Genomic DNA, 22,425 nt, shown 5'->3' with positions numbered 1-22,425 from the left:
GGAGCCGTCACATGTTTTGGCATTTATATCACTATCGTTTAAAGATTCAATCAAAAAACAACGTTTTATTATTTTGGTCACTTGCCTTCCCGTTACTATTAGGTTTATTTTTCACGGCAGCTTTCAGTAATCTAGATAAACTCGATGCCGTTGAAAAAATTCCAGTTGGAATCGTTATTGAAAATAAAACACCACCAAATGCCGACTTATTTTTAGAGACAATGAACCAAGTCAAATCCAATGATGAAAAAATGTTTACTCCAATCTCCTTCTCGAAAGAAAACGCAGAGAAAGAACTACTAGCAAACAACATTGCTGGTTACTATACAATTTCCGATGAATCTATTTCGTTAACTGTCAACCAACAGACGATTCAACAAAATGTTTTAGACTCGTTTATGAATCAGTTTCTTCAAAGTAAAACCACCCTAATTACTTTACAAAAAGAAGATCCTGCTCTGTTAGCATCTTCGATCACAAAAAAAATCGGTCAAACGACAAATTACATTTCAGTTAAAAAGGCAACTGCTTCTAAAGGAAGTTCAAAAAGCTTTTACTTCTTTACGCTGATTGGTATGAGCTGTATGTTTGGGATGTTCTGGGGGATCAGTAACGCAAATGATGAGCAAGCCAATCAATCAGCCAATGGTATTCGACTAAGCATGACACCGAAAAATAAATTATTGATTGTTTTATCAAATCTAGCATCTTCCTTTACGCTCTTTATTCTTGAGCTCTTCTTTATCTTAGGATTCTGTCATTTTGTTTACAATGTTGATTTTGGTGATCGCTGGTTACTCATTTTATTGATCTGCACGATAACAGCTATTGTAGCACTTTCTTTAGGTGTTCTATTTGGGAATGTTCTAAAAGTACCGCTTAATCAAAAAATTTCACTCGCTGTGACGTTTCAAATGACTTGCAGCTTTCTTGCGGGGATGATGTCTCCTGATATCAAACTGCTTGTCAATCAGCATGCTCCTTGGTTAAATGCAATCAATCCAGTCAATTTGGTGAGCGAAGCGTTGTACAAGCTTTACTATTATCAAAATATCGACAGTTTTTATCCCAATCTACTTAACCTTGGTGCATTAGCGCTAATTTTTATCACAGCAAGTGTTCTTTATGAAAGGAGAGTACAATATGTCAGTCTTTAAAGCGACTTTAGGTATTCTTAAAAAAAATCTGGCCACATTGATTCTCGCTCTTGCAATCAGTTTAGGGATTTCTTTTGTTTATTCAGGTTCTTCTACTAATTCTGCGTCAAGCGAACTTGAAAAAACCACTATTGTTATTTTCAATCAAGATCAAGGAAATCCTGCTAAACAGCTTGAACGCTATTTAAACAAAAACATGAAAGTCGTCCCATTAAAAAATACGCAAGAAACAGTCGATGATGCTTTATTTTTTGGAAAAGTTGATTATGTTTTAACAATTCCTCCATCATTTTCCAATACTATAAGTCAAGGTCAACAGCCTGATTTACCGATTCAAGTTAAACCGGATAGTTTTAATCAAGTCTATGTTGATTCCATCATCAATAACTATTTATCTACGTATCAATTTTATCAAGAAGCTTTTCCAAATAAGACAGAAGCTGAACTATCCAAGTTAACGACTGAAAACATTGAAACGACGGGTAAAGTCAACTTTTCTTCTACTTATGATCAAGCAAAGAAAAATACAGCAACAGGTAAAGTGTTTGGCGTATTATCGTATACAATGTTCATGACTATTTTTAGCGCGATTACTTTGGTCAGTTTGGCATTCAATCGCAAAGAAATCAAACTTAGAAATAACTGTTCACCACTTTCCAATCGAGCTTTTTCACGCCAACAATTTACAGTACAGCTAGGTTTTTGTTTGGTTCTTTGGTTTATTTTTATCAGTCTCATCTTATTCGTTACAGAAAGTGGTTTTGATCAATATAGTGGTTATTTCATTTTAAATACGCTACTTTTATTCATTGTCGCCGTTTCTTTTAGCAACCTGATTGGTGGACTTATCAGTAATCCAGATATGATTTCTGGAATCAACAATGTGTTTATCTTAGGTAGTGCTTTTGTTAGTGGTGTATTTGTTCCTACAGAGATTTTGCCTGATATCGTTATAAAAATCGCTTCTTTTACACCAACTTATTGGTACATGAGAAATTGTACGTTGATCGGAAATACCACTAAATTTAATGATGATTTTTTAAGTAGTTTCCAATTCAATGCGCTTATTTTATTGATTTTTTCACTCCTTTTCTTCCTATTAGCGATGGTAACAAGAAAGGAACAAGGCGGTCTAAAATTTTCGTTTAGAAAAACAATCACTCAACACTAAAAAAAGAGGGTGTGAGACAAAAGTAAAAATCACTTTTGTTTCACACCCTAAATGCGAATAAACAGCGTGAAAAAAGAAACCTTCTCTTATTTCACAAAGCTAAACATGTTTGTTTCGACTTTTTTTATGATGGTTCTACATTTTTTTGAATCACAATAATATCTTTTCTAGGAGCACTAAATGAATAGCCCTTTTTCTGCATTTCATTTTTGATACCGATGTGAACTGTTACTTCTTCTCTAGTTGTATTTAAAAGTCTTTTTATCACATAATCGACTTCTTTTTTATTGATTTTCTTTTTAGTATTGATCATAATGATATCGATTTTATCGAAGGCATCAGCATAGACAATCTGTGTACGGTCTAACGCATATAATTTAAAAAATTTAATGGCTTTTGCTCCAAAAACAAATTTAGTGATATTTGGATAAAAATACTCCAAATCTAAGTTTTTATTGATCGGTGTTTCGATTAATTTCATTTGCTCAGCTCCTTTTCTATCTTAACCACTTTACATAAAAATTTTACTCTTTCAAGGTGACTTTGTAAATCAAAAAAATAAAAGTATGTTATTCTAAGAAAAACCCTTGACCTTCACGTTAGGTAAAGGTTTATTCTAAAGTCATACAGGAGGGAAACAGATGGAATATACAATCAAAAAAGTTGCTGAATTATCCGGAATCAGCACGCGAACTTTGCGGTATTATGATGAAATCGAGCTCTTAAAACCTGCTCGCATCAACTCTTCCGGTTATCGAATTTACGGTACAAAAGAAGTCGACAAGCTGCAGCATATTCTTTTTTATCGTTCATTGGATATGAAATTAGAAGAGATCCAAAAATTGCTAAATACACCAAATTATGATCCTCAACACGCGTTACAGGATCATTATCAGCAATTAATGGCAAAGCGCAGACAACTTGATCATTTGATCCTAACTGTGGAAAAAACATTACGGTATCAAAAAGGAGAACTAACTATGACTGACAAAGAAAAATTTGTAGGTTTCAAAAAAGAAACACTACAAAAGAATGAACAAGCTTATGGAAAAGAAATTCGAGAAAAGTATGGTGAAGAAACTGTAGCAGCATCGAATCAAAAGTGGTTAAATTTAAGTGAAGAAGATTTTAACCGTATGAAAACAGCTGAAAAAGAACTGATTGAAGCGTTAAAAGTCGTAATAAACACCAAAGACCTTCACTCTCAAGAAGCTGAAACCGTCTTTTTAAAACATAAAGAATGGTTACACTATGCCTCGCCTACCTATTCGACCGAAATGCATCGAGGTTTGGGACAACTGTATATAGCTGATGAACGATTTGCCGCTTATTACAATGAACGGGCCGGCGCTTCAGCTGCACAAACACTAAACAACATTATTCAACAGTTTGCAAAATAAGCGTCTATTCATATTACTAAAATCACCTAAAAAAGAACCTTTTATCATTACGTAGCGCGTCCTCAAGTTGTAGCAAAAAATTGCACTTTTGGAAATCGGCTCATTAAGATAACGGGTTCTTTTTTTATAACGGTCTCTTTTGTGTCGATCAAGATTGAATGTAGCATTTGTTGTATTTTACTCATCTAAAACAAAATCATCTTCTTAAAGATACTTCAACATTTTTTTCATACAACGTTCGACTATCACCCTCTAAATATGTTTTTGCTCCAAAATAAACAAAAACACCTACTAAGACTAGTAGAATAAATGTTAATATTGCAGTGTTTATTCTTCTTTTTTTACGTTTTGCAACAAAATTAGTATTTTTTAGTATTTCTTTTTTGTAATTTGCTGAATGCTTGATTTGCGTGATATCATAATAAAAAAATTGTAGTGGTTGTTCTAACTTATTCTTATCTATTTCGTCTGTAAACCCTACTAAGAGTGTGTATTGTCTAATTTTTGACGGAAAATTTCGGCTGTTTTTCTTTTTCAGTTTTACAAACAGTTCTTGATTATCTGAAAAATAATAGGCTTGCTCATCTTCTTGGATTTCAATCAAGCTCATTTTCTGAAACTCGTTCGGTAACTGTTCTTTTATTTGCTGGAAATAGACTTCAAAAGTTTCTGTGCGCAAATAACGAAATAGATAAATGACAATACCTGCTTCGATAAAAATTGCGAGCACCAACAACCATCTAATAAATGAGCTAACCGCTCCTATCCCGATCGCTGTTCCTAACATGATAACCAGTAGGAACATAAGATATTTTTGATAGGTTTTCAGATACAATTGTTTGACACCCGATTGATAATACTCCAAATCATGTTCGATATTTTCTTGATTTTCCTTCATTCATACTCCCTCCAAAATTAAAACAATTGCGTTCACTTCAGATTCCCAATCATTGAATAAGTTTCTTTGCTAAACAATACTACCCAATGATTTCATCAAAAATAAATTGTCCAACACCGCCGTCTAAGCAGTCTCCGATAATCTTTTGACATTTCTCTTTGACAATTTCTTTTGCATTGCCAACAGCCACTGGAACATCGACAACCTCTAACATAGCTAAATCATTTTCACCATCACCAATACCATAGCTACGTGCTCCTGGATACTGTTTCATAAACTCATTGATTGCATTTCCTTTACTACTTTTTGGATCCACAATTTCCAAACACTGAATAAACGAAGAAAAGACTTCTGCAGAATCACTACTCAACACATCACGTAATCGTTCATGTTCTTGATCACTCGCTTCCATCAATTCAATTTTCATCACTTTTAATTCGGGATGCTCAGTTAAATACAAAAATGGATTCTCAACATGTTGACACTGTTTTTTAAAAAAACTTTCTTTGAAATCCATGATTTGTTTTCCCATAGTCCCCATTGGTTCAAGTTTTTTTCTTAATGCAGTGATATTGGCTCCATAATTTCCCACTGGTTTTAAAATGATTCCTTCATTTGTATGAATGTGATAAAAAATAGCACGTTCTTCTAAAATGGCAATCACTCTCTCACACTCTGACATTGACAAACAGTGGTTATACTGCACTGGTTCTCCAACTAATTTTCGACCACCGCCATTGCTGAAAATAACATCACATTCACTATCCAACTGCTCCATCAATTCTGTCAGCTGCTCATAACCTCGCCCACTAATAAAAACAAAATGATCTCTTTGCTTTTGCAAAGCGTAAATTGCATCATAGTTAACTTTAGGTACCTCACCACCAAGATCTTGAAATGTTCCATCTATATCGCAAAAAACTATGTTCATAGGTTAAACTCCCTTTACTCTTTATTATCTTATTGTAAACCCTTTGCTTCAGCTCAATTGCTAATACATTCTCCTTGTTTATTAAAGATTTCATGCACATTAGAAAAATTCAATTCGCACTTTCGAGTATAGCATACTAGACTTCCCTATGTTACAAATCGCCATAATTTTTCCACCATTATAAACAAAAAAAAGATTGGCACATAACTCTTCGAGCTATATCCCAATCAATTGATGGAGCTTTTTCCCAATTTTATCCGTTACATTTGGAACTTGCAAGAATTGAAACAGCAGTGATCGAATACAATCGATCAAGAGGCAACTCAGATAAATCAAGATAGCAAATAATAAAACTTGAATTGTCGCCATAATAATCGATTCATTCGCTAAAAAAATAAATCGATCTTTTAACATAAAATAAAAAATAATTGGGTGGGTATGGATAAGATACACAGCAAAAGAATGCGGCACGATTTTTTCAATCAAAAAAGAAGTCTCTTTGCCATTGATAGGTGTTTTTAAAAATATAATAAAAAGTAAAATAGAACTTGCAAGAATAAGAGGTGATACATAATGGATAAACCAAATAGTATCTCTAGATCCTTCAAAATCTCCTATCATTGATCTAAGTGCAATAAACCCTAGCGAAACCACATTTATGCCTAAATAATAACCAACTATGCTCTTTTTATTAATAGAGTCAACATTCACGTGCAAACGAATAAATGCCCCAATAAAATACATAAATATCAACCAAACCATACTATATCCCTCAGCCAAATTAAATGGATCAGATCTAAATAAAATAGATCCTGAACCCAAAATCAGAATAACAAATACACCATAAGTCATTTCTTTTTTTGTAAGCCCGTTTATTGCTTTATTTAATAATGGCATGAACAAAAACAGACCCGCATAGGCTGAAAAAAACCAGTAACTTTTTTTGAATAAAGGAAATAACGAATCTGCGTACATCGAAATCGGAACAATCTCACCCAAAATAAAATAAGCAACAAAACTTAACGTAATCGAATAAAACACCACTTCAACCCATAACTGAAGAAATTTTCCAATTCGCCACTTCCCTTTACTCATAAAGTAGCCTGTTATCAGAGAAAAACAGTTTACAGCTACAAAACAAAGAACTTCCAATCCCCAAAAAAAATAATAGTTGAGACTGCCAATACGTACATTATCCAAAATCCCACCATTTCCTAAAATATGTAAGATCAAAATCATAAACATGGATACCATTCGTAATAATTCGACTCCTAAATGCCTCTTCACTAATTACGATGCTCCTTCCTTGTTTGAGTCTCTTCTTCTATCAATGAAAAAATAGAGATTCTATCTTGTTTTTGATCAATGGGTTTAGATGTTTCTGGACTTTCCGAATCATAATACGTATCAACAAAATACAATGGTCGTCTTTTTGTTTCATTAAACACTCGACCCAAATACTCTCCGATAATGCCAAGAGAAATCAATTGAAGGCCTCCGAGAAATAGAATACCGATCATCAAAGATGGATACCCTGACACATCAGCCCCTAATAAAAGCGTTTGAACTAATACAATCATCATATATATAAACGCCGCCAATGAAACAACTCCACCAATAATTGTTGTAATCTTTAATGGCAACGTTGTATATGAAGTGATGCCGTTCATTGCCAAATTGAATAAAGAAGAAAACCGCCATTTAGTAGTTCCACCAGCTCGTTCATCTGCATCATAATAAAGTTCTTTTTTCTTAAACCCGATCCAACCGTATAATCCTTTAGTGTAACGCTCATGTTCCCGAATCATTTTCAAAGCATCTACCGCTTTACGATCTAATAAGCGAAAATCACCAGCGTTCGCATATATATTTGTTCTACTAGCTTTTTGTAAAATTCTATAATAACACGCAGAAGTCCATTTTTTTATGAAGCTTTCTCCTTTGCGCTCTTTTCTAATCGCGTATACATCTTCATAGCCTTTTTCCCACCACTCAATCATTTCTTTAATCAATTCAGGTGGTTGTTGTAAGTCAGAATCAATGACAACAGCAGCATCGCCTTTAGCATGATCAAAACCTGCTAACATCGCGATCTCTTTTCCGTAATTACGTGAAAGATCCACAATAGAAACCCGTTGATCATAGTTTCTTAGCTTCAATATAATTCTTAAACTTTGATCCTCACTTCCATCATTCACAAAAAGAAAATCAAAACGATAGTCAGGACACTCCTCTGCAAGTTGTTTAAGTCGTTCATACATTTTTTCTATCACAGGTTCTTCATTTAGAAATGGGATGATCACAGTAATACGCTTCATTTACATTCCCTCCTAACACGTTACCTATTCTTTATAAAATAGTAAAAAATCAGCATTTTCATACACTGCAAAATCTTTTAAAAATGTTTTTTTGGATAGATCCGTTCCTTTATGATAAAGATAACCGATACTTGTTTGATCCGTTTTAGTTGCCTCATTTTCATCTAAAAAAACATATTTTCCATAATAGCGATAGGTCATATTACTATTTTTATCGTACGGCGTATCTCGGCTAGCTTGATAACTTTCTGGTGAAATTGGATCATAAAAACGGATGAAAATAAACGTTAAATCTTGTAATTGTTTTAAACTACTACGTTCAATATAAATATTTTCTAGTTTTTTTTCATTTCCAACTTTCAAGGTCTCTTCCAGAGTTACAGGTGCCATATAAGTACTATCTTGCTGTTCTTCTTTGTATACAACATTGTACGTGTAAACATACAATACGAATAATACTGAAAAAAATGCAATACTATTTCGAAATATGGTTTTATTTTCTATTGAATGCAAACTTGCAAGTCCATATCCCATCATAATGATTAAAGGGAACATGACCACATTCCAATGATGAACAACTGGAACAATGATCAACAATAAAGGTAAACTACACACAAACCAACCAATCGTTAATTGACTAAACGGACTTTTTTCCTTACGCATTTTGATCCATCCAAGACAGGCTAATAATAATCCAGCTAAATTATACATAAAACCAAATCCATGAATCGAACTAAAAATCAATCCATCTCTTCCACTTAAAAGAAAACCAAGAATTCTTTGAAGATTCCCTAAAAATGCCCCCCAGATATCGTCTTTGAATAAAATTGTTTGACCTTCACTTTGACTGCCAATCATCTTGGCAAATGTTACTCCGAAAATTGTTATTGTTTCCTGCCCTACATACTGCACATAAGCAAAAATCACAATTGGAATAATCGTAACAATCAAAACAACCATTAAAATAACTATTTGCATTTTGTTTAAGTATCGATTTTTCAGAAAATACCCTAAGAGAAATAGTAGAAATAGTGGTAAAAAGTACCAGGTCGCTAAATAAGCATATGATGTTAAGCCAATCAAGCAAATCGCAACACTATAAAATATAGTTTGTTTTTTACCACTTTCATTCATCCCAACTAAAACCAGACATAGCGCAACTAAAAGTAAGTGCGGCGCCACATTGGCATCTAACCCAAAGCGACTGATCAGCATATGCCAAGGACTGATGATTAGCATAAAAAAAATAGATAGCGTTAATTTTTTTGACAGGTTGAGTCTCAATAAAGTCCACATTACAATCAAAATAGTAATGGAAGAAAGACAAACCATTGCCAAACGTGTACTGACAAGACTTAACCCCAATATTTTCACAAATGGTAAGGATAAATATGTATAAAATGCAGAAGGTCCTGTCCCATATCCAATCAAATAGATCGGCCACGAATTCAAAGCGCTGTCTGTCCCGTATTTTGCTAATGCCCACGTATCATAACCTGACATCGCTTCATCAATTTGAAGCCCAGGTAATTGGTTAATATTGATGTATCGAGTGAATAGACCGACAACTAACAAAACAAAAAGAATTTGAAGAAATTCTTTTTGTTTCTGATCACATCGGCATTGTTTCCACTCACGCCAGAGAATACTAGCCCCAACTCCTACAAATCCTATCATCAGTACATATAACACAACAACTGCCATTTATTTTCTCCCTTTTATTCGTTTATTCTGTACGATCCACAATTGCAACTTGTAGTCCTTTCAATTCTTTTTTTTGACTGAATTCAGCTACTATAGATTGTGTGATACGTTTCTTCTCAGTCATTTCCTCATCATTACTATAAACTTTTACTCGTTGTGATGCTGGACGATTATCCAGTTCTTGATATGTTTTGTCAAAATTTTCAATCGAACGATCCGACATCGTTTTGGGCAAATCAATTATTTTAGCGGTTTCTTCTAAAAAAGTATGGAATTTTTCTTTGGTAAATGCTTCTTTTTCGCCCACATTCACAATAGAAAAGCTCTGAGTTCTTAGTCGAACATCTTTTTCTTCCCGCCTAAACAAATACGTAAATTCTACCACAGAAACTGTTTCTAGCTGACTCTCTTTAAAAAATGGATAGTATCCTTGAATTCTTAATTCATCCCCTTCAGCATACAGAGTATATTCGGAATCACCAAGTTTTACTTCATCTGTTACCACTTCTTTTTCCATCAACGCCTCTGCTTGGGCTATCATGCCTGGTACTTTTACTTTAAACTTGTCTTTCAACAAAGAAAGTCCCTCTTTTTTACTAATTTTTGGATAATCAAATCGACCGAAAGGCTTTTCTCTACTATCGTGCCAAAGAAGTTGTTCATGTTCGATCGAAGTTGTCTTTTTATTTGCTGAGCAGGCACTTATTATAAGTAATAAAATCGTTGTTGCACAAAAAAACAAAGTACGCTTTTTTCGCATTATTTTCCGTCTTCCTTTCCACTATCTTTTGCAAGTGCTAAATGTACGGGTTCAGCATCTTTAAAGACCTCTTTAGAAGGTGTAAGCACTATATCTTTTGTCTTGTCTTTCAACGTATATATAACAACTGCCTCAAGAGTTTCCCCACTAGAAATTTTTTGATTTTGCTGTTTCAATAACTTCGTGATATCCACTACTTGATCATCTTTTTTAACAGTTCCCTCTTGTAACTCTTGATCATTTTGAGTTACTTTTATCAACTCTTGCCATTTCTCTGGTGTAATATCCTCTTGTTTCCCTTTGTTTGTAACCATATAACGAATTGCATAAACTGAGGTATCATTCTCTCCATCTAAATCCATTACACCTGTCACTTTTATGTTTAATGCACTTGAATCAAACACAATTTCGTCTTCATCTTCAACAGGGCCTTGATCTTCTTTTTCTTTGATGGAGTATGCGGAAGAATCAATGATATCAACACGTTTTTCATGTTTGCCATCATCAGCAGAATAAAAATCAAATTGAACCAAGCCATGTTCTGTTTCAATATAATATAGATGTAACCAAACAGAACGTTTATCAAACGTAGTATTTAGTGTATACTTATAGGCTTTATACTTGCCAACTTTGGTTTCTTTCATATATATATCTTTCGCTTTATAGTTATACAGCTTTGCCAGCTCTTTACGGGTTCGTTCACCAAAATCAGCTAAATCAACATTCTCTTTACGAGAAGCTAAAACAAATAAAGAAGAATTACTCTTTTTATCTTTCGCTCCAAAAACAGCTGATTTATTATATGTTACTTTATAATCTTTGGTAACTTCCCAAGTACTCGGCAATTGAAATTGATACTGAATCCCCTCTGCTTCAAAGGATTGTTTTTTATCCGATAATTTTGCCGAACAACCACTGATTATGAATAAACTAAAAACGAAAATCGGGAAATACCTTATTATTTTTTTCATTCCTCTTTCTCCTTCTGTATATGGTTCTGTTGTGCCATTTCTTTCCTTAACCACCAGTTGTACAAGATAAAAAGTAGAATACAACTAATGAATAATGAAAGACCGATTCTAAAACCTTCAGGCAAAAATACTAATTTTACGGTATGTTTTCCTTTGGGAACAGGCAGCGCTAAGAAAGCATCTTTAAATGTGGGAATCTCAACTCTTCCACCATCAATATAAGCTCTCCAGCCTTTGTCAAATGGGATGGTTGTCAAAATCACCTGATCTTTAGACAACTCTACTTCTGCTTCTGAAGTTCGACCGCTGGTTTCGAACGTAACACCATTTTTTTTGATTGTTTTCATCATATTCTCGAAACGATCACTATTTAAAAACATCACTTTTGGTTTTACCAGTTGTACAACATTTTCACCAGTGAATACAACCTGAACTTCTACCGTTTTAGCTTCTTTATAATAGCCTAAATCATAATACTGACCGCTAGATTCCAGACTACCATGCCGCTGTATCCCATTCACTTTCGTAATAATATCTACCTCTGATCCTTTACCATATAGACTTAAATAGGCTTGGGAACGTGCAGGAACATCAATTGAATAGGTCAATTCACGATTGGCGTTCGCGGTTCTTGAATAATAAACACCGCCTTCTTGTTCTTCTACTTTGACATTGTTTTCTTTCACTGTCTCAACTTCAGCAAAAGAAAAAATATTTGATTCATCACCAGATAAGTATTGCATTAATTCTGTTTGATTTTTTACAGCATTCTTCTTATAGATCCCCTTGTCTGTTAAAATACCTAATGGCATTGCAAACTGATTTTCATACAAGGTATAATCTCCTGCTGTTTTTATCGCTTTATAACCATATTTTCTTAAATCTTCTTTGGCTAAATTGTATTTTATTCCTAATAATGCATCCATAATCAACGTATTATTTTCATATTGAATCGTCAAATTCGTTCCCGCTGAACGAAATCCTAACTGATCTAGATACTGGGAAGAGTGACGATTTCGAATAGAAGAAAACATTGTAACACCGCTATATCCATGGATAAAACTTTCATTTCGAGATGTTGCATCAACATTTCCTACCCGATATAGACTAGTGTTCTCATTTTTAGTTGTCTCGATCAATGTATTGATATCTGAGAAATGATCATCATAAGCTCTCCGATCTGGATAATTCCATTCTCCTGCAATTCCTTTTACAATACTTTGTGCATTGATCAACTGTTCTCCAATAAAAACAATAGAAAATAGACATCCGAGCAATACCAAACGCTTCGGCCATTTTTGAATTAGAACGCCTAATAGCACATAGAGCAAAGCAACAGTCAACGTAGCAAGTAACGTTTTTTGATCCAAATACTCATATCTTTTACGATTTGCTACAAAACTGATCAAAACATATAGAAAAATCAAGCCCAACACAGTATTAACTAAACGATTGAAGTCATCCTTGGATACCTGTTCCAATCCAAAGCCAGCTAATAAAAGCCCTAAAAAAGAAAATAAGAAACTAAAACGAAATAAAAACATATACGGCGAATGCATTCCATGCCAAAAAAGATTCATCGGCTCAATATAAACACTTGCAATCAATAGAAGAAACAAACTTCCGTAGATCAGCTTATTTTTAAGCGCGATTTTCCGACTTATAAAATAGAAAAGACAAAAAATCAACCCTAGCATACCAAAATAAATAAACGGTGCACTCCCATATTTACTAGTATCGTAGGATCCTACCATTGTTTTTGCTGGAATATCCCAGATATCCATCCCTCTTGTTAGAAAGCTATAGATAGGTGTTAATCCCTCACCATTATTTTTCAAATCTAATAATGTTGGCAAAATTGTGACCATAGACGCCCCACCTGCGAGTAGCGACGTTATCAAGTAAGGAACCAAACTTGCTTTAAATCGTTTCGGTTCTGTTAAAAATCGACAAAACACATAAAAAAAAGAAAAGACTCCAACCATAAATGCCATATAAAAATTAGATAAAAATAATAACAAGTAACTGATAAATAATAGAGCAGGTTTTCGTTCATCCATTAAATAATGAATCCCTAAAATAACTAAAGGGAAATAGATTAATCCATCTAACCACATTTGTTGCGGCGAATAGGCAATGCTAAATCCACACAAAGCAAAACTAACGCTTAACATTATTTTTGCCATTTGCGGTAATTTAAATAAACGATCACTCATGATCCAAAATGTACCGCCAATTGCTCCAAACTTGAGTAATAATATCAAATACAGTGCATCAGGAATATGTTGATTATCAAAAAAAGCAACAATAAAACTAAAAATTCCGTTTATGTAATAGGCCATAAATGACCAGTAATTCAATCCCAAAGAGCCATACCATGTATAAAAAAAACTTTGTTTACCATGTAACGTATTATTAAAACTTGCGAAAAAATTTGATGTTTGAGATAACGCATCACTCGCTAAGACCGTTCTTTGACTAGTAGGATAAATGCCCATCATTAAGTAGACTACTGCCATTATTACGATGGGAATAAGCACACTTAAAAGAAATGCCCAACCTTTTCTTTTAAGCCATATTTTTATTTTCATGCCATTTCTTCCTCCTATTTACAAATTAACTGTGGTGCGATGTTACTTTGTGACCGTTATTTTTAATACTTTATCAGTGTACTAACCCCATTTTATTGAATGGAAAGTAGCGAAATACTACTACACCTTCAATCTGTTCTTCTTCAATTAATCCAAGAGTTCTACTATCTTTAGATTCAGCGCGATTGTCTCCTAATACAAAATAGTTTCCTTTTGGGATTGTGGAAAGCCCAGCTAGCTTTAGGGCTACCTCATCATGAACCAATACTTTAAGCGTACTATCCGGTAACATGCTGATAATAAATTGTGGTACTTCATCTTGTTGCCAGGGTGCAGCATTGGACGGACGAATATAAACCGCATTTGATTCTGTCCAAATTTGGTCACCTGGAAGTCCTATTATTCGTTTGACATAGCTTGGGTCATTTGGAATCTCAGGATCGAACGTCACGATATCATATCTCTTTGGGGATATGTTTTTTTGTACAATAATTCGGTCATTATTTTCAAAAGTTGGTGCCATTGATTTCCCTGAAACACGATGGGTTTTAAATACACCTAAAAAAACAATGACTAGTATAAGAACAAAAATCAAAAAGCCTTCTTTTAGCCAACTTTTTCTATGCTCCAGCGTAATATTTTCACTTTGCATTTTTTGTAAATTTAGTCGTTGTTCTCTCCGTCTATTTGGACTTAAAGTCTTTTGCCGTTGTTTTCTTTTCTTTGAGAAATGAGGTCCTTTTGCCATATCCATTCCTCCTATCTCTTCATTAAAATGATGTTATTTGATGCATCGGTGATATCCTTAGTTTTACAACCCCTAAAATATCTTTTTTCTCAACCCAGCCAAAATTACGGCTATCTGCAGCATAATGACGATTATCACCTAAAACAAAATAGCTATCTTTCGGCAAACGGCTTTCATCTGTAACAGTTCTCAAACTGAAGTTATCCGTCAATAATCGTTGTTCCACTTTTGCTTCATTTAATTCTTTTTTCAAAAACCGCTCTACAATAGGCTTTTGATCAACTAACAACTGATCGTTTTGATAAGCTATTTCTTCTTCAGGTAAACCAATCACTCTACGGATCATTGGTCTTTTTGTTCCAGGTTCCCTAATATAAACTAAGTCAAATCGCTTAATTCTCTTCGTTTTTCTGACAATCACCCGTTCACCATCGTTTAGCAACGGGGTCATTCCATAGCCCTCAACCGATGGAAAAGAAAAAAGCAATGACTGTACTATAACTATCAATCCTAATAAAATTGATAAACTCACAACAAGTTCTTTTACTAGTTGCTTTTGTTTTTCTCTTTTACGATTAATATATTTTTTTGTGGGTCTTTTTTTTCTAGAAGAAGATTTTTTTGTAGGTGCATTCGTCTTTTTTCTTTTCTTTTGGTTGACTACATTCTTTTTTCTTTTTTTAGGTTGACTTAATTCTTTGTTAGATGGTGCTTTTAGCGCCTTTTGTCTCACTTTAGTTTTTGTTGTCTGTTTCATGTTATTTCCCTCAGCAACCAGTTATCTTAACTTTTTCTTTTTAATGCTGATTCATTTACTCTGAAATACTTGAAAACTTCTTTTTGCTGCTTCTTCATTTTTTGAATATCTTTTAAATAACCATCTATTGTTTCTTTATTCTCTAATTGTTGTTCTGATAAACTATGGAGATTCATCCCTAGGTTTTTCATACTCACATTGTAACGTGTCAATAATCTCTTTCCTTCTTCCGATAATCCATCAGAAACAGATCGATTGCTATAAGTTACTATTAAAGAACTAATTTCTAGATACGTTTGATATTCCTTTTCAATACTTCCGCCATCTCTCATTGTCTCCAACTTTTTTTCGATGTCTTCCGACATAAAATAACCTTGAACAACGCCTTTTGCATCTTCAGCTGTTAAATGGGTCATCTGATAATATCGAGAATAAAACGCACTTCCAGACGCTATAATAACCAACAATAGAAAAATGAAAATATTTCGATCGAAGCGTTTCCGACGCTTTTCAAGCTGTTTTCGCGCTTTCAACCACCGTTTACGTTTCTCTTTATTTTTAGGCCGTTTCTGCCATTTACTAGTTTTTAGTTCTTTACGAGTTACTAAAGAATAAAATAAGAAAAAAAAGATAAACAAAAAACAAAGCGTTGCAAAAGAAAGTTGTCCAATGAAAAACCAGTCTAATAGACTCATATTATGATAACCTCCTTAAGCTTATTTTTTCTTTCTCTTCTTATTTCCTTTCTTTTTCTTCTTGTTCTTATTTACCACTCGAACGATAAAGAAGATTGCTAAAAATGCCAGAAAAATACCCGCACCAATCAAAGCCACTAGTTTCCAATTTATTCCTGGTTCCTGAATTAAAGAGACATCTTGAGCATTATATTTATCAGCTTCTTCATTGGTAATCTTAAAGTTTTCTGTCCATTCCCATTTTTGTTCACCACTTGTAACCAGTATATGGGCCTTATAATCCCCTGCGACCATCTTATCTCCATTCATTTCTAGAGGAAATTCAATCATAGAATTGGGCGCCATCTTCATATCAGCTTTTTTTGTATCATACAAAACAGCATCTGAATCTTTTGCCATTACTTCCATTTCTACTGTCATATTATTTAAAAATTCTGGTGTTATATTTGAAAAATTGGCAAATACACTATTTCGATAGTTTGATAAGCCTGCATAAACTTTATTTAATTTTAAATCATTTGTTACTTTCTCATCTGTTTCCTGCAAAACCATTGCAACTAAAAATGCATACTCGTTGACTACGCCTTTTGCTTTTTTATTTGCTTCTTCCTCTTCTTTTGTTGGTTTGGATTTCAAATAAATTCCACCAACAATTTTGCCATCGTAACTTGTTGCTGGCATCGTAATGGTTAGCTCTAAAGGCTTTGTTTCATTTGGGGCTAAGGTTACTTCTGATGGCCCTTTAACAATATCTTTAAAGTCATGTTTTAAAGAAGGATCATTTTTCAACGCACTTGGTCCATATTCTAAAACACCATTTGAATTGGTTTTTACTCCATTTAAAGAAACTTGAATCGTTTGTTCTTGATCTGCACGATTCGTTAGCATTACTTGGACCGTTTGTTCCTGTCCAGGTGTCATACGTAAATCAAAATAACGCCCTTCCCCTTTTTGATTTTCAGGTAGCACAGTTTCATATGCAAACTGCAATTCAGCATATGCATCTCTTGAAAAACTAAAAAGTGAAACTATGTATAAACATAAAAAGAGACTTAATAAAATTAGTTTTTTCATGTATTTCGTTGTCCTCTCTCTTCCATCATGAAAGAATTCACCGGTAAAACACCGGTGAATCTTTTAATCTACTACTTGTTAAATTATAGTATCCTTCGAATTACATTGGTGTTTCTGAAAGTGTCCAAAGAATTGTTGCTACGTATTTACCATTACGAATGTCATCTGCTTGGTTAGCTGGAATGCTCAATTCGATTGATTCAGAATCTAATTTCGCTGGATTCAATGTATCACCAAAGTAAACAGCATATTTACCACGGCCTTTACCAGTGTTATTTTCATTTGCTGTAAATAATTTTTCACGAGTATTTTCAGCTAGATGAAGTGTTGGCTGTAATCCAGAAGTACTTGGCATAAGACTAACGTTATCTTCATGAGCCACTAAATCTGTATTTTTGTAATCGATTGTTGCACCAGCGATACGTCTTTTCTTGTTATTTGCAGTATCATCAAACTCAAATGCACCTTTTCCATCTGGATCAACAAGTGTAGCTGATAATTCATACGTACGATCATCTACAAGACGATCATCTTTAAATTGAACCCAATTCGCACGTCTTTTTACTTCACTACCATCTGTTGCACCATCATTGGCAGTTGTTGGTTTTGCCCAAGACTTGATAGCACCAGTTGTTGCTTGTTGCTCTGTAAAGACTAATTTTGACATTCCTTGAACCACAAATTCACCATCTAATAATTTAGTTGGATCAGTATCTGTTGTTGATTGAGAAGATGTATCTGGTGGTACTACCCCACCTGTAGAATCATATGAACCGTAAGTTGCTTTAGTGAATTGGATTTCACCTTCGCCTGCTTTAGAATGGTCTGGTGCTGCTTTTGTTGCTGCTGGTGCAGCTGCTGCTACTCCTAGTACAGCTAATAATGCTGCACCACATAATTTGTGTGTTAATTTCATTTGTATTTCCTCCTAATATTTTTGTTCTATTTATGGTAACTCGGCTAATACCCAAGTCAACACCGTTGAATAAGCGCCTGGCTCTTTCTCAGTCGCTCCTGGCACAGCAAGCGTAACCGCTCTATTTGTGTACACAGGCTTTTTAAAAATCGGATCTAATATTTCTTTACCAGAACTGTCTTTTCTAATTTCCAATGTATTTGGACGTTCATTATGATTCTCTTGTGATGCTCCAAACACGATACTCCATGTCCCCGAACCTTTTCCCGATTGTGCAACCGCCAAATTATAAGTTTCACCCACATTGCTCATGCGAATAACTTCTTTTGACACAGTCGGTGCTTTAGCTAAATCTCTGGAAGAGTTGACCCACGTTTGATCAAATGATATAACGGCGCCTTTCAACTCTGCACCCAATTTAGTGACATGCTTAAATTGATTCTCCTGTCTAATTTGCAACGTCCAACCATCTGGATCATCTCGATAATCTGACACTTGAACAAAGTTTCCACGAGCAGAAGTGTCGCCATGAAATAATTGTGCATTTACAGGAAATACAGCATTTTCATCTGAAATCATCACTGTGCTAAAATTCAGTTTTGGTGCAAAATCGATTCTTAGGTCCCCTTCAGTTTGAGGTGATTCGCCTGGATCGACTTCAACTTTGGGATTTTCTGGGTCTCGGATAATTGAATTTTCTTCTTTATATCCTTTTAGCTCAACTTCTGCATCACCAGATAATGAAGATTCTTTAGCGTAAGAAGATTTCGTTTGACCTATTGTAAATAGAAGGGATCCAAGAAAAGCAGCTATAATCAATGTCTTTTTTTTCATTGTTTATCCCTCCTTTTCACTTACATCTTTTTTTCTTTTGATAAAATAAAAAATGATTACAATAGCAACTAAAACTATTCCACTAATTGTCAGACTCTTCATTACAAGTTCACCAGTTGAAGGATATTTTCCAGTCGGCTTTTTAATTGATTCACTACTAGAAATTGTTGACTCTGAAGGTGTTGTACTTGACCTTGGACCACTACTTTCAGCAGAAAAAACAATCTCGCCATTCGTTTGTACAGCAGCTTCTTCTCCATAGACAGAAGTAGTAACCATGCCCAAGATTCCTCCCATTAAAGCGAGTAAAATTAGACCAATATACAAATAGTTGATTTTCTTCATCATTGACATTTTCTCCTTCGCTTTAAGGAAGATCTGGTACTTCACTTAATGTATAAACAATTTTTGCTCGATATTCCCCAAGCTTTTTGACATAATCCCCTGGAACTTCAACTTTAAATCCCTTCCCTTTTGCAGACCAAGTTTGACTAATGTTATACTTCGTATCTGAAAAATTATCAGGCGATGTCAGTAGTTGATTTTGATCTACTGGGAAATTCTTTTCAGTGGTTCCGCCATCGTTATAGCGTAGAATTCCGGACAGAATTTTATTCGATCCATCCGTTGTCTTAAAATCTTCCGTAACTTTGGCGTACAAATACCATTTTTGTTTCGTTGCACGTGTATCTGTGACAACCAAATCCTTATCCGTTTTGGCACTTTCTACACGCAAGTCTTTAGCACTGGCTTCGTTCATCTCAAAATCTAGCAAAGATGGTGCGGATGTAATCAACAATGTCCCTTTATAATGGAATTCAATCGTTGAAGTCTCTCCGTATTTCCCTTTGACCGAGGTCGGTAATGGTTCTGCTAATGCTTGACCATCTACAATAATCTTATCTAAAACATATCCGTCAAAAGTCTCAGGTGTGATTTCAAATGCTGTGCCATCTTTTTGAGTAGTGATAGCATCACGGTCTGGATCCATTTTTACATCGTTATTATTTTCGTCTTTTTTCCTATAAATAACATTTAGCTGGCTTTCACCACGTATCACATTCAAACTCGTTGAATTAGATTGTTTTGCTACTTGAGAACCATCTCCGGCAGTCCCCGAAACTGTATACTTTTGACTCACTACTTGAACAGCAGCATCTACAGCAACATTGACATCGTATTTAATGACTACTTCTTTCCTGTCTAAATCCAAATCACTCAAATCGATTTTAAACTCTTTAGTCATTGAATTGAAGTCAACTTTGCTTACTTCAAGAGCTACTCCATTGACCATAACAGTATTCAAATCTGGTGTGATTTTATCTGGGAAAGCTGTATCAATTTTAAAGGAAACATTACTCCAGGTTGTTGGCGCTTCTGCTGTATTTTGGAAGGTAGCTGTATAAGTCGCTTTTCCTCCTAAAGGAACCGTAGTTGGACTAACGTCAAAATCCGCTTTAATCATAGGTGTTCTTAATTTGGTATATTTGAATGTTATTTTTTTGTTTGTAACAAATTTAGCTGTAACCGACAACGGATCTGTTAAGGGTGATGGTGTCTTATCCACACCATCTACAAGTACAGCGGTTGGAATATAGCCAGAGATTGATTTTGACGTAGCTACATACTCTTCACCTTCTTTACCGCTTGGCAAAGGACTTGTTGTTGCAATTACTGCACCTGTTTCTGCATCAAGATGTTCAATATCTAAATCAAATATTGTCTGAGTTATCTCAATTTTGACTGTAATTGGTGTTTCAACACCTTTGGAAGAAGTCAACAATAAGGGTACTTCTACAATATCTCCAGGTTTTTTAGTGCTAATATCTGGCGGTGTTCCAACATATGAGACTGTCACAGGACGATCGATTTCATTCTCTGTATCAACATCGTATGAAGAAAGTAAATCCTTGGCTTCTGGAAATGACGTAGCAATATTTCCACCCATTGGGATTTTTAAATCTTCTTTGGCTGTTCCAATCGGTTTACCATCATAGCGAACTTGTGATACCGATTGATCCTTTACATTTGCAGATTCTAAAGTATTAGTAGGTTTTGCTAACCCATTATAGGTGTATGTGGTTTTAGTATTAGGTCCACCCATTTCGAAAAGCATAAAACCGTTGTCAGAAAGATTATTTGCATCGTTTACATATCCATAGTCAGTAAGGTTAAAATTAAACTTGCTGTTTGGTTTTGCTGTAATTTGTATATCAAATAAACTACCATTAAACGTATCTGATGTTGAATCTACTGAAGTCAACGTAAGTTTAGAGCCAGTTTTATTTATCGTAAATAGATTGGTTCTATCAATTGTTGTGCCATACTCAAGCACTTTTACATCGCTAATATTATAGAATTCAGGTACTTCAGTTTCAATAACGACTTGATCATTTCTGTTTTCTTTTCTGTTATCAGCTACACCTTGCAATATAGAATATTTTAATTCTCTATATGCAGGATCATCGTGATTGGCAGAATTTCTTTTACCATAGACAATTGGCTGTGCTGGAGCAATACGTGTTAGAGATTCAGTGGAGTACATTAACGCCATCATTCCAGAATATCCAGCTTCTCCATAATAAGTCATAGACATTGGAAATTGTTCTTTGCTAAACAATTCAGTAACTTGAACTGAAGGATCATTCATAATAGTTTCAGAACTAGACATATTTAGCTGACCACTTTCTGCTTTATATGAAATTACCGAGTTGTTCATGACATAAAAATTCTTAAAATCTAACTCATTAAACGAGATACCTGTTTTTTTCTGCATATTGATATTATTAAAGTTCCAAGACCCCATAAGCTTCAATTCTTTTTGAGTATCATGATAGTAAAACTCATAATGATACTCAATTCTATCTCCACGATTATAGTAAACTCTATGATTACCTAGTGACGAACCCGTCATAAAATAAAGATCGTTCCATGATGCATCGTCACCATTTTGTTTCTCTGCCTCATAATTACTCATTTTTTCTCTATCTTTTGGATCTACAGCAAAAAATGGAAATTCAGGATATGGGGTAGTATTTTCATTACTTGGAGCAACATTCATTGTATCCATAACAAACTTCACATCTACACTACGCCCGTTATATAATCCAGCATTTTTTATCCATAAACCATATTCATCTGGCTTTGCTACATCATCTTTATTAAAGTAATATACTTTTGTTGGGCTTCCTTGATATCCGTCTCTAACTTTGGGATTTCCAATTGGTTCATAAGTAACTGCATCAGTTAGCTTAAGAACAAATGCGTAGTTCCCACTAATTTCAGTAGCAGCTGGTCCTGTAGATACTTTATTAATTCCTGGCGCTTCGATCATCATTTTATAATCTGGCTCTAATGGTGTTGCTGCAGAAATTTTTGATTCCGAAGTGTTAACAACATGCATACCCAATAAAGCCATTAAACACACTATACTTACTAAGCCTAATGAATACTTTTTCCTTTTATTTTTCAATAAAAAACACCTCCTTTCCTTCAGCATT

Annotated in this window: 20 protein-coding genes; 3 read left to right on the top strand and 17 right to left on the bottom strand. The window is 34.4% G+C overall.

What is annotated here, in order from left to right; all coding sequences use genetic code 11:
* The first annotated feature begins 11 nt into the window (after positions 1-11).
* Entirely contained in the window at positions 12-1,157 is a 1,146-nt protein-coding gene (locus I580_RS02010; RefSeq protein WP_010772980.1) for an ABC transporter permease, read from the top strand.
* On the top strand, positions 1,144-2,328 hold the full coding sequence (locus I580_RS02005; protein ID WP_010772981.1) for an ABC transporter permease: 1,185 nt from the start codon (positions 1,144-1,146) through the stop codon (positions 2,326-2,328). Before I580_RS02010 ends, I580_RS02005 begins: the two co-directional genes overlap by 14 nt.
* A 124-nt stretch (positions 2,329-2,452) precedes the next feature.
* On the opposite strand, the gene I580_RS02000 is transcribed toward I580_RS02005, so the two are convergent.
* Positions 2,453-2,809, bottom strand: coding sequence for a DUF1827 family protein (locus tag I580_RS02000; protein ID WP_010772982.1), 357 nt, complete (start codon positions 2,807-2,809; stop codon positions 2,453-2,455).
* 160 nt (positions 2,810-2,969) lie between these two features.
* On the opposite strand from I580_RS02000, the gene I580_RS01995 reads away from it, so the two are divergent.
* Positions 2,970-3,728: a MerR family transcriptional regulator gene (locus I580_RS01995; protein ID WP_010772983.1), complete on the top strand. Its 759-nt coding sequence runs from the start codon at positions 2,970-2,972 to the stop codon at positions 3,726-3,728.
* Between the two features lie 196 nt (positions 3,729-3,924).
* On the opposite strand, the gene I580_RS01990 is transcribed toward I580_RS01995, so the two are convergent.
* The 16 genes from I580_RS01990 to I580_RS01915 all read right to left on the bottom strand — a co-directional run bounded on the left by I580_RS01990 (position 3,925) and on the right by I580_RS01915 (position 22,397).
* A complete protein-coding gene (locus I580_RS01990; protein WP_010772984.1) occupies positions 3,925-4,626 on the bottom strand; it encodes a hypothetical protein in 702 nt (233 codons plus the stop codon).
* 79 nt (positions 4,627-4,705) lie between these two features.
* Entirely contained in the window at positions 4,706-5,557 is an 852-nt protein-coding gene (locus tag I580_RS01985; protein ID WP_010772985.1) for an HAD-IIB family hydrolase, read from the bottom strand.
* Positions 5,558-5,773: 216 nt separating this feature from the next.
* Positions 5,774-6,844, bottom strand: a complete 1,071-nt coding sequence (locus tag I580_RS01980) for an acyltransferase (protein WP_010772986.1) — start codon at positions 6,842-6,844, stop codon at positions 5,774-5,776.
* The gene (locus I580_RS01975; protein ID WP_010772987.1) at positions 6,844-7,875 is read right to left on the bottom strand and encodes a glycosyltransferase family 2 protein; all 1,032 of its coding nucleotides are present in this window, start codon (positions 7,873-7,875) and stop codon (positions 6,844-6,846) included. The genes I580_RS01980 and I580_RS01975 overlap by 1 nt, the downstream gene beginning before the upstream one ends.
* 24 nt (positions 7,876-7,899) lie before the next feature.
* Complete coding sequence (locus tag I580_RS01970) at positions 7,900-9,579, bottom strand: hypothetical protein (protein WP_010772988.1); 1,680 nt, start codon at positions 9,577-9,579, stop codon at positions 7,900-7,902.
* Positions 9,580-9,601: 22 nt separating this feature from the next.
* Positions 9,602-10,339: a hypothetical protein gene (locus I580_RS01965; RefSeq protein ID WP_010772989.1), complete on the bottom strand. Its 738-nt coding sequence runs from the start codon at positions 10,337-10,339 to the stop codon at positions 9,602-9,604.
* Positions 10,339-11,310 (bottom strand): DUF5067 domain-containing protein, encoded by a 972-nt coding sequence (locus tag I580_RS01960; protein WP_010772990.1) that lies wholly within the window; start codon positions 11,308-11,310, stop codon positions 10,339-10,341. Before I580_RS01960 ends, I580_RS01965 begins: the two co-directional genes overlap by 1 nt.
* Entirely contained in the window at positions 11,307-13,901 is a 2,595-nt protein-coding gene (locus tag I580_RS01955) for a YfhO family protein (RefSeq protein ID WP_010772991.1), read from the bottom strand. The genes I580_RS01960 and I580_RS01955 overlap by 4 nt, the downstream gene beginning before the upstream one ends.
* 73 nt (positions 13,902-13,974) lie before the next feature.
* A complete protein-coding gene (gene lepB, locus I580_RS01950) occupies positions 13,975-14,655 on the bottom strand; it encodes a signal peptidase I (protein WP_245558660.1) in 681 nt (226 codons plus the stop codon).
* 16 nt (positions 14,656-14,671) lie between these two features.
* A complete protein-coding gene (lepB, locus tag I580_RS01945; protein ID WP_010772993.1) occupies positions 14,672-15,406 on the bottom strand; it encodes a signal peptidase I in 735 nt (244 codons plus the stop codon).
* Between the two features lie 26 nt (positions 15,407-15,432).
* On the bottom strand, positions 15,433-16,101 hold the full coding sequence (locus I580_RS01940) for a hypothetical protein (RefSeq protein ID WP_010772994.1): 669 nt from the start codon (positions 16,099-16,101) through the stop codon (positions 15,433-15,435).
* A gap of 21 nt (positions 16,102-16,122) precedes the next feature.
* The gene (locus I580_RS01935; RefSeq protein WP_010772995.1) at positions 16,123-17,175 is read right to left on the bottom strand and encodes a WxLIP family cell surface protein; all 1,053 of its coding nucleotides are present in this window, start codon (positions 17,173-17,175) and stop codon (positions 16,123-16,125) included.
* Between the two features lie 100 nt (positions 17,176-17,275).
* A complete protein-coding gene (locus I580_RS01930; protein ID WP_010772996.1) occupies positions 17,276-18,091 on the bottom strand; it encodes a WxL domain-containing protein in 816 nt (271 codons plus the stop codon).
* A gap of 30 nt (positions 18,092-18,121) precedes the next feature.
* Entirely contained in the window at positions 18,122-18,925 is an 804-nt protein-coding gene (locus tag I580_RS01925) for a WxL domain-containing protein (protein ID WP_010772997.1), read from the bottom strand.
* Positions 18,926-18,928: 3 nt separating this feature from the next.
* Positions 18,929-19,273, bottom strand: a complete 345-nt coding sequence (locus tag I580_RS01920) for an LPXTG cell wall anchor domain-containing protein (protein ID WP_010772998.1) — start codon at positions 19,271-19,273, stop codon at positions 18,929-18,931.
* A gap of 19 nt (positions 19,274-19,292) precedes the next feature.
* Positions 19,293-22,397, bottom strand: a complete 3,105-nt coding sequence (locus tag I580_RS01915; RefSeq protein ID WP_010772999.1) for a MucBP domain-containing protein — start codon at positions 22,395-22,397, stop codon at positions 19,293-19,295.
* Positions 22,398-22,425 lie beyond the last annotated feature (28 nt).

Origin of the sequence: Enterococcus caccae ATCC BAA-1240, assembly GCF_000407145.1 — a bacterium.
In the GTDB taxonomy this organism is placed as follows: domain Bacteria; phylum Bacillota; class Bacilli; order Lactobacillales; family Enterococcaceae; genus Enterococcus_L; species Enterococcus_L caccae.
The sequence above is the reverse complement of the archived record's forward strand: the minus strand, read 5'-3'. Positions and strand labels throughout refer to the sequence as shown.